The 13058-nt window shown below is 51.9% G+C and carries 15 protein-coding genes and 1 other annotated feature; of the genes, 8 read left to right on the top strand and 7 right to left on the bottom strand.

Features of this window, described 5'->3' with window-relative positions; translation table 11 throughout:
- Positions 1 to 85 precede the first annotated feature (85 nt).
- Positions 86 to 355 (top strand): hypothetical protein, encoded by a 270-nt coding sequence (locus tag C7E10_RS01515; RefSeq protein ID WP_105325626.1) that lies wholly within the window; start codon positions 86 to 88, stop codon positions 353 to 355.
- Between the two features lie 97 nt (positions 356 to 452).
- Here the strand turns inward: C7E10_RS01515 and C7E10_RS01510 are convergent, their stop codons facing one another.
- Positions 453 to 1097 carry a lactate utilization protein gene (locus C7E10_RS01510; protein WP_105325625.1) on the bottom strand — a complete coding sequence of 215 codons (645 nt, stop codon included), beginning with the start codon at positions 1095 to 1097 and terminating at the stop codon, positions 453 to 455.
- A gap of 218 nt (positions 1098 to 1315) precedes the next feature.
- Positions 1316 to 1526, top strand: a binding site (T-box leader).
- A gap of 57 nt (positions 1527 to 1583) precedes the next feature.
- Between C7E10_RS01510 and thrS the strand changes: the two genes are divergently transcribed.
- From thrS to rplT, 4 genes are all read left to right on the top strand, one after another.
- Complete coding sequence (gene thrS, locus C7E10_RS01505) at positions 1584 to 3488, top strand: threonine--tRNA ligase (RefSeq protein ID WP_353937249.1); 1905 nt, start codon at positions 1584 to 1586, stop codon at positions 3486 to 3488.
- 208 nt (positions 3489 to 3696) lie between these two features.
- Positions 3697 to 4200, top strand: coding sequence for a translation initiation factor IF-3 (gene infC, locus C7E10_RS01500; protein WP_199614478.1), 504 nt, complete (start codon positions 3697 to 3699; stop codon positions 4198 to 4200).
- An 18-nt stretch (positions 4201 to 4218) separates the two neighbouring features.
- Complete coding sequence (rpmI, locus tag C7E10_RS01495; RefSeq protein ID WP_105325622.1) at positions 4219 to 4416, top strand: 50S ribosomal protein L35; 198 nt, start codon at positions 4219 to 4221, stop codon at positions 4414 to 4416.
- Between the two features lie 31 nt (positions 4417 to 4447).
- Entirely contained in the window at positions 4448 to 4801 is a 354-nt protein-coding gene (rplT, locus tag C7E10_RS01490; RefSeq protein WP_105325621.1) for a 50S ribosomal protein L20, read from the top strand.
- A gap of 146 nt (positions 4802 to 4947) precedes the next feature.
- Here the strand turns inward: rplT and C7E10_RS01485 are convergent, their stop codons facing one another.
- The 6 genes from C7E10_RS01485 to C7E10_RS01460 form a co-directional block, all read right to left on the bottom strand.
- On the bottom strand, positions 4948 to 5541 hold the full coding sequence (locus C7E10_RS01485) for a nitroreductase family protein (protein ID WP_105325620.1): 594 nt from the start codon (positions 5539 to 5541) through the stop codon (positions 4948 to 4950).
- Between the two features lie 133 nt (positions 5542 to 5674).
- The gene (locus C7E10_RS01480) at positions 5675 to 7255 is read right to left on the bottom strand and encodes an SGNH/GDSL hydrolase family protein (RefSeq protein ID WP_105325619.1); all 1581 of its coding nucleotides are present in this window, start codon (positions 7253 to 7255) and stop codon (positions 5675 to 5677) included.
- Positions 7256 to 7478: 223 nt separating this feature from the next.
- The gene (locus tag C7E10_RS01475) at positions 7479 to 8444 is read right to left on the bottom strand and encodes a bile acid:sodium symporter family protein (protein WP_105325618.1); all 966 of its coding nucleotides are present in this window, start codon (positions 8442 to 8444) and stop codon (positions 7479 to 7481) included.
- Positions 8445 to 8463: 19 nt separating this feature from the next.
- Complete coding sequence (panD, locus tag C7E10_RS01470; RefSeq protein ID WP_105325617.1) at positions 8464 to 8847, bottom strand: aspartate 1-decarboxylase; 384 nt, start codon at positions 8845 to 8847, stop codon at positions 8464 to 8466.
- Between the two features lie 3 nt (positions 8848 to 8850).
- The gene (gene panC, locus C7E10_RS01465) at positions 8851 to 9702 is read right to left on the bottom strand and encodes a pantoate--beta-alanine ligase (RefSeq protein WP_105325616.1); all 852 of its coding nucleotides are present in this window, start codon (positions 9700 to 9702) and stop codon (positions 8851 to 8853) included.
- Positions 9703 to 9980: 278 nt separating this feature from the next.
- On the bottom strand, positions 9981 to 10568 hold the full coding sequence (locus tag C7E10_RS01460; RefSeq protein ID WP_105325615.1) for an HD domain-containing protein: 588 nt from the start codon (positions 10566 to 10568) through the stop codon (positions 9981 to 9983).
- 210 nt (positions 10569 to 10778) lie between these two features.
- Between C7E10_RS01460 and C7E10_RS01455 the strand changes: the two genes are divergently transcribed.
- From C7E10_RS01455 to C7E10_RS01445, 3 genes are all read left to right on the top strand, one after another.
- Positions 10779 to 11039: a heavy-metal-associated domain-containing protein gene (locus C7E10_RS01455; RefSeq protein WP_105325614.1), complete on the top strand. Its 261-nt coding sequence runs from the start codon at positions 10779 to 10781 to the stop codon at positions 11037 to 11039.
- A gap of 38 nt (positions 11040 to 11077) precedes the next feature.
- Positions 11078 to 11743: a 3'-5' exonuclease gene (locus C7E10_RS01450; protein WP_105325613.1), complete on the top strand. Its 666-nt coding sequence runs from the start codon at positions 11078 to 11080 to the stop codon at positions 11741 to 11743.
- Between the two features lie 107 nt (positions 11744 to 11850).
- Positions 11851 to 13038 (top strand): MalY/PatB family protein, encoded by a 1188-nt coding sequence (locus C7E10_RS01445; RefSeq protein ID WP_105325612.1) that lies wholly within the window; start codon positions 11851 to 11853, stop codon positions 13036 to 13038.
- Positions 13039 to 13058 lie beyond the last annotated feature (20 nt).

The raw sequence follows: 13058 nt of genomic DNA, 5'->3' as shown, positions 1-13058 counted from the left end.
TTTCTATAAAAATTTATTTTAAACCTGAAATTTCCAGGCTTGAAATAAACGAAATGGTATTTTAGACAATTTGGAGGCGAGAGAAATGGGTAAAAACAGCAGCAGAGCGAAAGCGTTGATTGAGGACCTAAAGGATTATAATCCGAGACTCTTAAAAGAGCTGAAACATCCCCAGGCCAGTCTGGAGAAATTCCTTGACGATGTGGAAGAACGGGAACAGGAGACCCTGGAAATCCTGAAACGGGACATTCCGGAAGGGCTGGACGAGCAGGAGTATGCGCGGGAACTGAATTGGAGACGGCAGCAGGCGCAAGAACTGGCCAACGAAGAGATAAACAGCCTTCTGAGGGGCTAATTTTGGGTAAAAGCCGGCGCCTTGTGAGACCCCGGGAAAAAGCGGAAAATCAAAAAAGGCTGCCCAAGTACGGACAGCCTTTTATAGGATTTTGGCTTCAATAGCCCAGATTTTCTCCTACCAGAATCACTTTGATCCGGCCTTTGGGGCCGCCGTTGCGGCGGGTGTGGACCAACTGGTTGCAGATGCTGTCGGGGCTCAGGCAATCGGCACACATGCCATTGACCAGACAGGGTGTTTTGATGGCAAAGCGCTGGGTGTTGATGGGGGCAGCCACAGAACGGGCCCGGGCAATGGCGGCTTCCAGGGTGGGGGCAAATTTATTCATGCCCAAAATGACCAGAACCTGGTTGGGACCAAAACACAGGGCGGCTACCCGGTTGCCGTTGTTGTCCACGTTAAACAGCTGGCCGTCTTCGGTGGCGGCGTTGCTGCCCATAATGTAGGTGTCGCAGAGCAGGGCCTGGCGCATCAGCTCCCATTTTTCCGCAGGATTTTTGGCGGTATCCCGGTCAATCACCTTGTTGTGGGCCTTTACGTAGTCAAGCAGGCCGATTTGGGTGGCAGAAACGGTGCCGCCCCAGGAAACCACATCCGTGGCTGGAATCAGAGAAATGGCCTTGGACAGAGCTTCTTCCTGGGTGGGACAGTAATAGGCTGCAAAGCCCCGTTTTTCAAAATTCTTGGCCACCACAGGGCCCTTTTTGTCATACATGGTATGCATAGTATCAGAACGATCCATTTGAACTCCCCCTTTATAAGATGGATTGTAGCAGAGTGGGGGGCGTAGGGGCAACTGGAAGGCAGTAGAATTTTCAGCATTTTTTTAGATTGTACTTTCTATGTATGAAATGTTACATTTTATTCCAAAAAGCTTCCCGTAGGGGATTATTTTTGGAAAATGGTTCTCCGGGGTTGACAATATTTTCTCCCGTGGTATAATTAAGCCAATTTCAAAAGCCAAAGGTAATGCGAAGGACAAGCTGTCATAGATGCTGTACAGAGAAGTCGGAATGCTGAGAACCGACCCGGATAAGTGGCAGGTAACCACCTTCAAACCATCTGCTGAACCAATAGTAAGCCAGATCGTAATCCTGCGTTAAAGGGTCCGAGAGGGTTCGTATTGTCGAACCAATCAGGGTGGAACCGCGAGCTTAGGCCCGTCCCTATTACAGGGACGGGTTTTTTGTTTTGCCTGGCTAAGAATAGAGGAGGAACTATCATGTCAATGATTCAAGTAAAACTGCTGGATGGCAGTGTAAAAGAAGTTGAAGTAGGCAGCAGCTTGCTGTCCATTGCCAAGAGCCTGTCCCAGAAACTGGGCAAACAAGCCCTGCTGGCCAAGGTTGACGGTGTCAACAAAGATTTGAGCGATACCCTGGACCACGATGCCCAGGTGGAATTCGTTACTCCGGATTCTGAAGAAGGCCTCCATGCCATTCGCCATACGGCTTCCCATGTCATGGCCCAGGCCATTCAGCATCTGTTCCCGGGCACGAAGTTTGCCATTGGCCCTGCCATTGACAAAGGCTTCTACTATGACCTGGACAGTGAACACGTTTTTACGCCGGAAGATTTGGCTGCCATTGAAAAAGAAATGGGCAAAATCATCAAAGCCAACTATCCTCTGGTGCGCAATGAATTGCCCCGGGAAGAAGCTTTGGCCAAATTCAAGGCAGAAGATGAACCCTACAAGGTGGAACTGATTGAAGACCTGCCGAAAGATGCCGTTATCAGCACCTATACCCAGGGCGACTTCACCGACCTGTGTGCCGGCCCGCATTGCCCCTCCACGGGCCGTGTAAAGGCGTTCAAGCTTATGAGCATTGCTGGTGCCTACTGGCGCGGCGATGAACACAACAAGATGCTCCAGCGTATTTATGGTACGGCTTTTGCCACCAAAGAAGAACTGGAAGAATACCTGCATATGATGGAAGAAGCTGCCAAGCGCGACCACCGGAAACTGGGCAAGGAACTGGGTATCTTCATGCTCAGCGATTACGGCCCCGGCTTCCCGTTCTTCCTGCCCAACGGCATGATCATCCGCAATACGCTGATTGATTACTGGAGAGAAGTTCATAGAAAATATGGCTATCAGGAAGTTATGACTCCTATGATCATGAACCGGCAGCTGTGGGAAACCTCCGGTCACTGGGATCATTACAAGGAAAATATGTATTTCACCAAGATTGATGACCAGGATTACGCCATTAAACCCATGAACTGCCCCGGCGGCATGCTGGTTTACGCCAACACGCCCCACTCCTACAAGGAACTGCCCCTGCGGGTGGGCGAATTGGGCCTGGTACACCGCCATGAACTGTCCGGTGCCCTGCACGGCCTGTTCCGGGTACGCTGCTTCACCCAGGATGATGCCCATATCTTCATGATGCCCAGCCAGATTGAAAGCGTTATCCAAGAAACCATCCGGCTGTTTGACGAAGTATACGCTACCTTCGGCCTGACCTACCATGCAGAACTGTCCACCCGTCCGGACAACTCCATGGGTGACGACGCTACCTGGGAAATGACCACCGGCGCCCTGAAAAAAGCCATGGACGACTTCGGCCTGAAGTACACCATCAATGAAGGCGACGGCGCTTTCTACGGCCCCAAGATCGACTTCCATCTGAAGGATTCCATTGGCCGGACCTGGCAGTGCGGCACCATCCAGCTGGATATGCTGCTGCCGGAAAAATTCGATCTGACCTATACTGGCGAAGACGGGCAAAAACATCGTCCGGTTATGATCCACAGAGTGGTGTATGGGTCCATTGAACGCTTCATTGGTATCCTGATTGAAAACTATGCCGGTGCTTTCCCGGCTTGGCTGGCTCCGGAACAGGTTCGGGTAATGCCCATTACGGACAAGTACAATGACTACGCCAAGAAGGTAACGGACAAGCTGCTGGCCCTGAACGTACGGGTACATCTGGATGACCGGAATGAAAAGATTGGCTACAAGATCCGGGAAGCCCAGGTCAAGAAGGTTCCTTATATGCTGGTTATCGGCGAGAAGGAAGTGGAAAGCAACACGGTTTCCGTCCGCAGCCGCAGCGAAGGGGACCAAGGGGCTATGGACGTAGATGCTTTCACGGCCAAACTGTTGGATGAAATCAAAAACAAAAAATAAGAAATACGGTTGACAGTGGGGGGCCTCTGTGGTATTATAATCAAGTAACCAAGTAGAGGCCACCTGCTTCTCACCTTGCGGCAACGCTCGACAGGGTCATTGATACGTATTTTGAACGGGTGGACTTTGGTTCGCCCGTTTTTTATTTTTGAGAATTTGAGAAGTTGTGATTAACTGATGGAGGTGAGCAGTCATAGCGAAAGAAGAACTGCGAATTAATGAAGAGATTCGTGCTAGAGAAGTCCGCGTGAACTCTGCTGATGGTGAACAGCTGGGTATTATGTCCTTGAGTGAGGCCCTGAATCTGGCTGAACAACGGCATCTGGACCTGGTGGAAATTGCTCCGAAAGCAAAACCGCCGGTATGCCGGATTATGGATTATGGTAAGTACCAGTATGAACAGCAAAAACGGGAAAAAGAAGCCCGTAAGCGCCAGAGAGTGATCGATGTAAAGGAAGTTAAACTGCGTATCCGCATCGAAGACCACGATTTTGACGTTAAAACCAAAAACGCCGTCCGCTTCCTGGAAAGCGGTGACAAGGTAAAAGTGACCATTATGTTCAGAGGCCGGGAATTGACCCACCCTGAACTGGGTGAAGAATTACTGAATAAAATGGCGGATAAACTGCAGGAAATTGCTGTGGTTGAAAGAAAACCCAAACTCGAGGGCCGCAACATGATTATGATTGTGGCACCTAAAAGCGCCAAATAACAAGGAGGAAGTCAAATTATGCCGAAAATGAAAACCCGCAGATCCGCTGCGAAACGTTTTAAAGTCACTGGTTCCGGTGAATTCAAACGCGCAAAAGCCTTCAAGAGCCACATTCTGGAGCACAAATCTCCTGCCCGGAAGAGAAATCTGCGTAAAGCCACGCTGGTTCATAAGACTGACCATGAACGCGTAGCAAGAATGCTGCCTTACGCATAAGCACGATTAGAATCCAAGGAGGAGTAAGAGAATGGCAAGAATTAAAGTTGGTGTAACTGCTCATAGACGTCATAAACACATTCTGAAGCTGGCTAAAGGCTACAGAGGTTCCAAGAGCAAGCTGTTCAGAAAAGCTAATGAAACCGTAATGAAAGGCCTGATGTACGCTCGTCGGGACAGAAGAGCAAAGAAACGCGAATTCCGTCAATTGTGGATCGCTCGTATCAATGCTGCTACTCGTGCCAACGGCCTGAGCTACAGCCGTTTCATCTGCGGCCTGACCAAAGCTGGGGTTGAACTGGATCGTAAAGTTCTGGCTGACCTGGCTGTCAACGATGCTGCTGCTTTCGCAAAGCTGGTTGAAACTGCTAAAGCTGCCCTGTAAGACACACAAGATACTGTGGGAAATCCTACAGTATCTTTTTTTATGCCCAAAAAGTCGGAGAAAGGGGCAGAAGCGCTGGGGACGCAAAAAAAACGGCCCCCAGATCCCCGTAGGGACTGGAGGCCATGGTTAGGAGGTGCCTGGAATTAGAATACCTTTACCCGTTCATCAATGGGCAATTTGGTAATGGCATTGGGGGCCTGCAGGGCTTCCCCAAAGGGCATTTCGGCAATCAGCTGCCAGGAATCGGGAACCCCAAAGGTCTTTTTCACTTCTTCATCAATCAGAGGATTGTAATGCTGGATGTTGACACCCAAGCCCAAATCGGTCAGGGCCGTCCAAATGGCGAACTGCATCATCCCGTTGGCTTGTTGGGCCCAGATGGGGAAGTTGTCTGCATAGGCAGGGAATTGTTCCTGCATATTCTTTACGGTAGCTGTTTCGTCAAAGTACAGAATGGTACCATAGGCAGCGGCAAAGCCTTTGATTTTGTCTTCTGTGCGGCCAAAAGCTTCTGCCGGCACGATTTTCCGCAGGGTTTCCATTGTAATGTTCCAGATTTTGTCGTGATTTTCGCCGGTGGCAATGATAATCCGGCCGGACTGCATATTGAAGGCAGAAGGTACTTCATGGACCAGTTTCTGCACGGTTTCTACAACTTGTTCCTTGCTGACAGGGATATTTTTGCCCAGCGCGTAATTGGTACGGCGATTGGCAATGGCCTCTACAAAGTTTCTCATATATATTCCACCTTTCGTAGTTAATAATTATCCTTCTTTAATTATATAGGGTATATTTATAAAAAACAAGGGTGTAGGGAAATTATCTTGTATTTCCCTACACCTTCTGGTTTTTTGCTAGTCACTATGCAGTTTAGTTATGGTTTTGCTGGAGGGCGGCCATGATGCCGGGCCATTGGCTGTTGATGGCTTGGGCCATCAGCTGCTTGCCCCGGAAGTTCAGATGCAGCCCATCGGCAGCCAGACTGGTGGGCAGCTCCTGATTTTCGTCGATAACTCCGGACAGGTCAATGTGGTAGGGCTGGCTGCGGATCCAGTCGTTAACAAGCTTGAATTGGCTTTGCCAGTTGTCCGCCGTAGGCTCATCAAAGGCCTGCTTGATATTGGCCGGGTTGATGGGCGGCAAGGTCATGAAGATGGGAACAATCCCATTATCCGCACATTTTTGCCGGAGGGCATCCAGGTCGCTGATCACGGAATTGCCGCTGACCCAGCCCCGAAGGCTGTTGCTGCCGGTCATGATAATCAGGTATTTTACGTGGAAGGGCAGTACGTCCTTGTCAAAACGGTCCAGGGTAGCTGCGCTGGTATCGCCGCTTTCCGACAGATTGATGGAGTCAAAGTCCAGGTAGTACTGGTAGCTGTATTCCCAGTCGGAAGGGGAGTAGGACAGGTCGCCGCCCCCGTGGGAGATACTGTCGCCCAGGGTACCGATTTCCCAATTGTCATTGGGATTGGTGCGCAGGGGGAGAGGGTCGGTAAAGGGCCCCAGGGGCTTGTCGTTGTCGTCCATGGCCCGGACCCGCCAGTACATGGTATAGGGGGCGTAGTGGGAGCTGTCATCGTACCAGTCAAAGCCGGTGGAGCGGCCCCGCTCAAGCAGCTGCTTGTCCAAAGCCGGCAAGGTAGGGCTTACTTTGTTGGTTTTCAGAACTTCAATCTGGTAGTGGGCAGCGCCGTCCACGGGAATCCAGTTGTATACCGGGTAGAGCAGGGTGGTGCCGTTGCCGGTGTTGAAACGGGTCAGGGGCACCGGGGTCAGGTCCGGCTCCTCCTTGGGATTTACAAAGGAAACCTCTGTTTTGGACGGGGCGGATACCGGGTTGTCATCCAGGTCAAAGCCCTGTACGGTCCAGCGGATATTCCCTTGGGTACCCGGGGGCAGGATTACGTTCAGGCCTTCCACGTAGGCCCTTTGGGTGGGCATTTGGGTGTTGTTGGGCAGGGTAATGGTAAGGTCGTAGTAAACGGCGCCAACTACCTTGTTCCAGGTCAGGAAGGGCCGCAGGGAGGCGGGATCCGTCTGGGTGTAGTGGGACAGGATGGCGGGAATGGGCAGACCCGTAGCCGGGTCCACTTTGGCAGCGGGCTGCAGGGTGCTGTCCGCGTCCGTGGGCACGTCCTCATTATTGTCAGAATCTCCAGCAGGCTGTAAGGGGGCAACAGCTGTCTGCGGGGCAGCCTGAGTGTCAGTTGGCGCCGCAGCCGCTTCTGGAGCCGTCTTTGGGTTAGCCTGGGGCTGTTCTTTGGAGGTACTGGCAGCTTCTGGCTGAACCTCCCCCGGTTTTTCCTTGGCAGGGGGCAGCACCCCGTCTGCCGCTTGGGACGGTGCATCCGTTACCGCTGCGTGGACAATGGAGGGCAGAAGGAATCCTGTTTGGAGCAGAGAAGCCAGTACAAGCGTGGGAATCAATTTTCGTTTATGATAGGTCATAGTATCTTATACCTCAACTTTTTTAGAAATTGCGGGCAGTGTTTGTAAGACGTGTGCGTCAAGTACTGCTTAATATATTGTAGGAAATTTACCGGGAAAAAGCAAAGTTCTCCCCAAATTGTCACAAAATGGGCAAAAGGAGACAAAAAAACAGGCAGCGGCACAAGGCCAGCTGCCTGGAAAAGGGGCTGGAGAAAAGCCTCCAAAGCCTTTTGGCAAAAACTTATTTATTGACTTCAGCGTCTGCTTCCTGGTAGGCCAGGTCTTCTTCTTCGTCCTTGCCAATACAGTAGGAAGCATACAGGGAACCGCTGACATTGTGCCACACCGAGAAGATGGCACCGGCAATACCGCCCACTGCGGTGAAATACATCAGGGCCAGGGTGGAGGCCAGACCAGAATTCTGCATGCCAACTTCAATGGTCATAGCCCGGCATTGGGCCGTATTCAGACCAAAGCGCTTGGCGAAGAAACCGCCCAGCAGCATCCCGCACAGGTTGTGGAGAATTACCACTGCCAGGATTACCAGGCCATTTTCTACAATGGCTTTGCCGGACAGGGATACCACGCAGCCCACGGTGAGAATAACCACCAGCGCGGACAGCATGGGCATAATCCGGATGACCTTCTGGACCTTGGCAGGGAACAGGGTATTCAGGGCTACCCCCAGAATTAAGGGCAGCAGCACCATCTGCACGATGGAAAGCATCATGGAGACAAAGCTGATCTGCACCCAGGTGCCGGCTATCAGCCACACCAAAAAGGGCGTTACCACAGGAGCCAGCAGGGTATTGACCATGGTCATGGATACGGACAGGGCCACATCTGCATGGGCAATGTAGCTGATTACGTTGGAAGCTGTACCGCCGGGGCAGCAGCCGACCAGTACCACGCCAATGGCAATGGCTGGGGGCAGCTGGAACAGGTGAATCAGGACATAGGCTACCAGGGGCATAATGGTAAATTGCAGCAGGGAGCCGATGGCCACGCTTTTGGGCCGGGACAGCACTGCCTTAAAGTCGCTGGGGGTCAGGCTCATGCCCATACCGAACATGATAATGCCCAGGAACAGGGGAATCCGGGGAGCCAAAGGCTTCAGCAAAGCCGGCTCTACAATGCCCAAGATCCCAATGAGGATAACGCCAGCGGACATATAACGGGTACAAAAATGAACGAGTTTATCCAGCATAGGGGTCCTCCTTCCGGGCTCAGCTGATTTCCCGTTCGGCTTCCTGGCCCCGGACCTTTACCGGGTGATTGTTTTCGTCCACCATCACCACTTTGGGCACAAAGCTCCGGGCTTCGGCTTCTTCCATTTGGGCATAGGCGATAATGATTACCGTATCACCTACCTGGGTCAGCCGGGCCGCAGCCCCATTCAGGCAGATGACGCCGGTGCCCCGGGCGCCGGGGATGGTGTAGGTTTCCAGACGGGCCCCATTGTTGTTGTTGACAATCTGCACCCGTTCTCCGGGGAGAATGCCGGCAGCGTCCAGGAGATTCTGGTCAATGGTAATGCTGCCCATATAGTTCAGGTTGGCCTCCGTCACGGTAGCACGGTGGATTTTGCCATGGAACATTTGATACAGCATGACTTAGGCCTCCAATACTACGTTATCAATCAGACGGGTGGTGCCAAATTTCACGGCAACAGCCAGCAGCACACGGCCGGAAATGGTTTCTTCCACTTCGGTCAGGCCGGGCATACCGTACATTTCCACATAGTCAATATTGCTCAGGGGTTCAGCGGAGATTTCGTCTTTTACCTGCTTTAGGAGAGCAGCGCTGCTGCGTTCTCCCTTGTCAAAGGCTTCTTTGGCGTGTTTCAGGCTCCGGGACAGGACCAAAGCGGCCTTCCGTTCTTCCGGAGACAGGTACACGTTCCGGGAGCTCTTGGCCAGTCCGTCGGCTTCCCGGATAATGGGCATAATCCGCAGTTCTACCGGCATAAACAAATCTTCTACCATGCGCCGCAGCACTTCCGTCTGCTGGGCGTCTTTCAGGCCGAAGTAAGCCCGGTCTGCCTGGGACAGATGCATCAGTTTGGAAACCACCGTGGTAACGCCCCGGAAATGGATGGGACGGGTACGGCCGCACAGCACCTTGGTGACATTGCCGGTGACCTCTACCCAGGTCATATCCTTATGGGGGTACATTTCAGCGGGGGAGGGAGCAAACAGCACCGTGGCACCGGCTGCTTCTGCAACCTTGCTGTCCGCTTCCAGTTTCCGAGGATAGGCATCGTAGTCTTCGTTGGGCCCAAACTGGGTGGGATTTACGAAGTCACTGACGATAACCACCTGGTTTTCCTTGTGGGCCGCTGCAATCAGAGATGCATGGCCTTCGTGGAGGGCACCCATGGTGGGTACCAGGCCAATGGATTTCCCCTCTGCCTTACAGGTCTTGACGAATTCCTGAATTTCCTTTACCGTTCGAATCAGCTGCATTTCAAACATCCTTTCTGGTTGGGACGGCCTGGGGGCGAGCCTGCCGATCAGAGTCATTGTGGCTGCCGGTCCAGGCCTCAGTTTTATTTGTGCATTTCGGGAACGCTGCTTTAGAAATACACATTCACGGGTGCTATTGTACAACAAAAAAACAGGTTGTCAAGACAGTAGTTCGGGTTAACCATGCAGTTGTAGTTTACATAACTAAAATTAATACAAAAGGAGCCCTGGTATAGGGCTTCTACGATTGATTTTCAATTTTTTTCCGAACATTATAATCAAATTTTATCTTTTCCCTGGCGCTGGGCTTGAATCTTTGCGGTGGTCTGGGCATCGATGGCTTTTTTGAGCTGGGTCAGCTGGGGGGAAAACTTTACGTCTTCGGCCCCATAGGTGTATTGCAGGTCATATTCCTGGGGAAGCCAGGTATCCAGGTCCGACTCGTTGTGGCTGATTACCGCCTCCAGCCGGTCCAGGGCCTTATAAATTTTGGCTTCCTGCGTTTGTTTCTGCTCCATTTCTGCAAAGAGTTCCGTAAATAGGAGGCGCTGGGCCTGAGGCAGTTCCTGCACCCAGTTAGTCAGGGCAAAGGTTTCCTCGGTCCGGTCCTGCTCTGTCTTTACAAAGGTGGGAATATCTCCGGTAAAACTTTCTCCCAGGTCGTGGATCAGGCACATGGCTATGACTTTGTTCATATTGAGTGAGCTATACGGCGGGTCCTGGGCCAGCAAAAGAGCCATCAGCGCCATGCGCCAGCTGTGGTCCGCCACGCTTTCCTTGCGGCCAGGTGCTGTAAAGCAGTGGCGGGTGGTGGTTTTCAATTTGCCTGCCTGGGCAAGAATCTCCAATAATACTTCGGGTTTCATGAAAAAATAGCCTCCTAGGGAAAATATCTAGGTTAAGTATAAGCCAGCCTGGGCAAATGAACAAGCTCCGGCGGAAATTATTATTGAGTTATCTAAAACTAACTTTTTCGTTGACATTTCCCAGGAACCTACTATAATAAATACAGATACCCCGGGATGGTATAGGGTACCAAATAGTTTGGCCTTTGGGTCACACAAGGAGGATTTCCCATGGTAAAATGTATCGTAGGTGTGGAGGGTATGGCTTGCAGTATGTGCGAAAGCCATATCAACGACGCCATTCGCAATCACTTTAAGGTTAAAAGCGTTTCGTCTTCCCACACGAAGAAACAGACAGAAATCGTCTCAGAACAAGCACTGGACGAGGCAGCGGTCCGTAAGGTTATCGACGCTACCGGGTATCAGGTGACGGACATCAAGACCGTACCGTATGAACAAAAGAAGGGATTCCTGGCTCGTTTGTTCGGATAATCCCTGCCCGCTGCCCGTTGGTCAGAAAGAGGTGCAGTATGTACAAAGAACGCCGCAGGGCGCCTGCTGTCAGCACGGGCAAAAGCCAATTGGCCTTTCCTGACAATTATATTGTAGTGGACGTGGAAACTACCGGTCTTTACCCTGACCGGGACCGGCTTATTGAAATAGGGGCGGAGAAGGTGGTTCAGGGAGAAGTGGTGGATACCTTTTCTTCCCTGCTCCAGCCTAAGGCCCATTTTACAGGCCAGTTCGTTTCCCCCTTTATTACCCGGCTTACGGGGATTACCAACGCCATGCTCCAGGAGGCTCCGGCTGCCCAGGACGTGCTTGGGCAGTTCACCCAGTTTGTCGGAGACGGGCTGCTTCTCGGCTACAATGTGGGCTTTGACGCCCAATTCCTGGCAGCCCGGTCCCAGGCCCTTTTGGGAACGCCCATTTTAAATGACTACGTGGATATCCTGATTTATGCCCAGACCCTTCACCCGGAGGAGCAGGGGCACAGGCTGGCCGACATGGTCCGGCTCTATGGGCTCACCAACGAGAATGCCCACCGGGCCCTTAGCGACGTAGATGCCACCCGGCTGGTGTATGGCCGCCTGCGGGCGGAAGCCCTGGCCAAATTTGGCACGGAAGAAGCCTTTTTCAAGGAAGTCTGCCGGGCCGGGTATCATGCGGAAGAAGAACAATTGTCTTTGTGGTAAGAAATGGTCCGGCGATGCAAAATCATTTTGCATCAGCCGGACTTTTTATGTTAGAATACCTATATTATATTGAAATTCTAGGATTTACTGGGAAAAGAGGGCTTGTTATGGCAAACAAATATAATTTTGACCAGATCATTGACCGCAAAGGCACCAGCTGCCTGAAATACGACTTTGGCCTGCAGCGCAAGGGCCGCACGGACCTGCTGCCCATGTGGGTGGCAGATATGGACTTCGCCCTGCCTGAGGAAATTCTGGCAAACTTCCACCAACGGATTGACCATGGAATTTTTGGTTATACGGACCCGGACGCAGAATACTTTGCAGCCCTGAACCATTGGTTCTCCACCCAGCACGGCTACACCGTTGAACCCCAGTGGGTGACCCTGGGCTGCGGGGTGGTGTACGGCCTGGCTACGGCGGTGAAGGCCTTTTCCCAGCCCGGGGACGCCATCCTGATCCAGCAGCCGGTGTACTATCCCTTTAAAGAAGTCATTGAGGACAATGGCCGGGTGTTTGTGAACAACCAGCTTCATTATGAGAACGGCCGCTACACCATAGACTTTGCGGATTTTGAACAGAAAATTATTGACCACAACGTAAAGGTATTCCTGCTGTGCAATCCCCATAACCCGGTAGGCCGGGTGTGGTCTGCGGAAGAACTCCAGCGCCTGGGAGAAATCTGCCTGGCCCATCACGTGATTATCCTGGATGACGAAATCCATTGCGATTTTATTTATCCGGGTTTCCATTTCACCAGCTTTTTTACCCTGGACAAAAAATTCCACAAGAACCTGGTGGTCTTTACTTCTCCCAGCAAAACCTTCAACGTGGCCGGTTTCCAGCCTGCCAATATCATCATTCCCGATGAAACCCTGCGGCAGGCCTACAAAAAGGCCAACGCTGCTGCCGGCTACAGCCAGGGCAGCATCATGGGTCAGGTAGCCGTGAAAGCCTGCTATACCAAAGGCGCCCAGTGGGTGCGGGAACTGAACCAGTACATTTACCAGAACATGGTATTTGTCCGGAACTTTGTGCAAGAAAACTTCCCCAAGGCCACCTTTGTGGAGCCCGAAGGCACCTACTTGGTTTGGATTGATTTCTCTGGCTATGGCCTTACCGATGAGGAACTGGAACAGCTGGTGGTGGACGATGCCAAACTGTGGCTGGACTCCGGGAAAATCTTCGGACCTGCAACTGCCCAGTTTGAACGGTTCAACCTGGCTTGCCCCAAAGTGGTGGTGGAACAGGCTTTTACCCAGCTGAAAAACGCCTTTACGGCCAAAGGGCTGTAAAAGGGCCAGTAAATAAAAAT

It is taken from the genome of Acidaminococcus hominis (genome assembly GCF_900291475.1).
Taxonomy (GTDB): Bacteria; Bacillota; Negativicutes; order Acidaminococcales; family Acidaminococcaceae; genus Acidaminococcus; species Acidaminococcus hominis.
The sequence above is the reverse complement of the archived record's forward strand: the minus strand, read 5'-3'. Positions and strand labels throughout refer to the sequence as shown.

Excerpts from the sequence above, each read along its gene's own strand:
- C7E10_RS01485 (WP_105325620.1), bottom strand. The coding sequence starts at position 5,541 with ATGAGAAACTTTGTAGAGGCCATTGCCAATCGCCGTACCAATTACGCG.
- C7E10_RS01460 (WP_105325615.1), bottom strand. The coding sequence starts at position 10,568 with ATGAAACCCGAAGTATTATTGGAGATTCTTGCCCAGGCAGGCAAATTG.
- panC (WP_105325616.1), bottom strand. The coding sequence starts at position 9,702 with ATGCAGCTGATTCGAACGGTAAAGGAAATTCAGGAATTCGTCAAGACC.
- C7E10_RS01455 (WP_105325614.1), top strand. The coding sequence starts at position 10,779 with ATGGTAAAATGTATCGTAGGTGTGGAGGGTATGGCTTGCAGTATGTGC.
- C7E10_RS01510 (WP_105325625.1), bottom strand. The coding sequence starts at position 1,097 with ATGGATCGTTCTGATACTATGCATACCATGTATGACAAAAAGGGCCCT.
- C7E10_RS01480 (WP_105325619.1), bottom strand. The coding sequence starts at position 7,255 with ATGACCTATCATAAACGAAAATTGATTCCCACGCTTGTACTGGCTTCT.
- rpmI (WP_105325622.1), top strand. The coding sequence starts at position 4,219 with ATGCCGAAAATGAAAACCCGCAGATCCGCTGCGAAACGTTTTAAAGTC.
- thrS (WP_353937249.1), top strand. The coding sequence starts at position 1,584 with ATGATTCAAGTAAAACTGCTGGATGGCAGTGTAAAAGAAGTTGAAGTA.
- C7E10_RS01450 (WP_105325613.1), top strand. The coding sequence starts at position 11,078 with ATGTACAAAGAACGCCGCAGGGCGCCTGCTGTCAGCACGGGCAAAAGC.
- C7E10_RS01445 (WP_105325612.1), top strand. The coding sequence starts at position 11,851 with ATGGCAAACAAATATAATTTTGACCAGATCATTGACCGCAAAGGCACC.
- C7E10_RS01475 (WP_105325618.1), bottom strand. The coding sequence starts at position 8,444 with ATGCTGGATAAACTCGTTCATTTTTGTACCCGTTATATGTCCGCTGGC.
- rplT (WP_105325621.1), top strand. The coding sequence starts at position 4,448 with ATGGCAAGAATTAAAGTTGGTGTAACTGCTCATAGACGTCATAAACAC.
- panD (WP_105325617.1), bottom strand. The coding sequence starts at position 8,847 with ATGCTGTATCAAATGTTCCATGGCAAAATCCACCGTGCTACCGTGACG.
- C7E10_RS01515 (WP_105325626.1), top strand. The coding sequence starts at position 86 with ATGGGTAAAAACAGCAGCAGAGCGAAAGCGTTGATTGAGGACCTAAAG.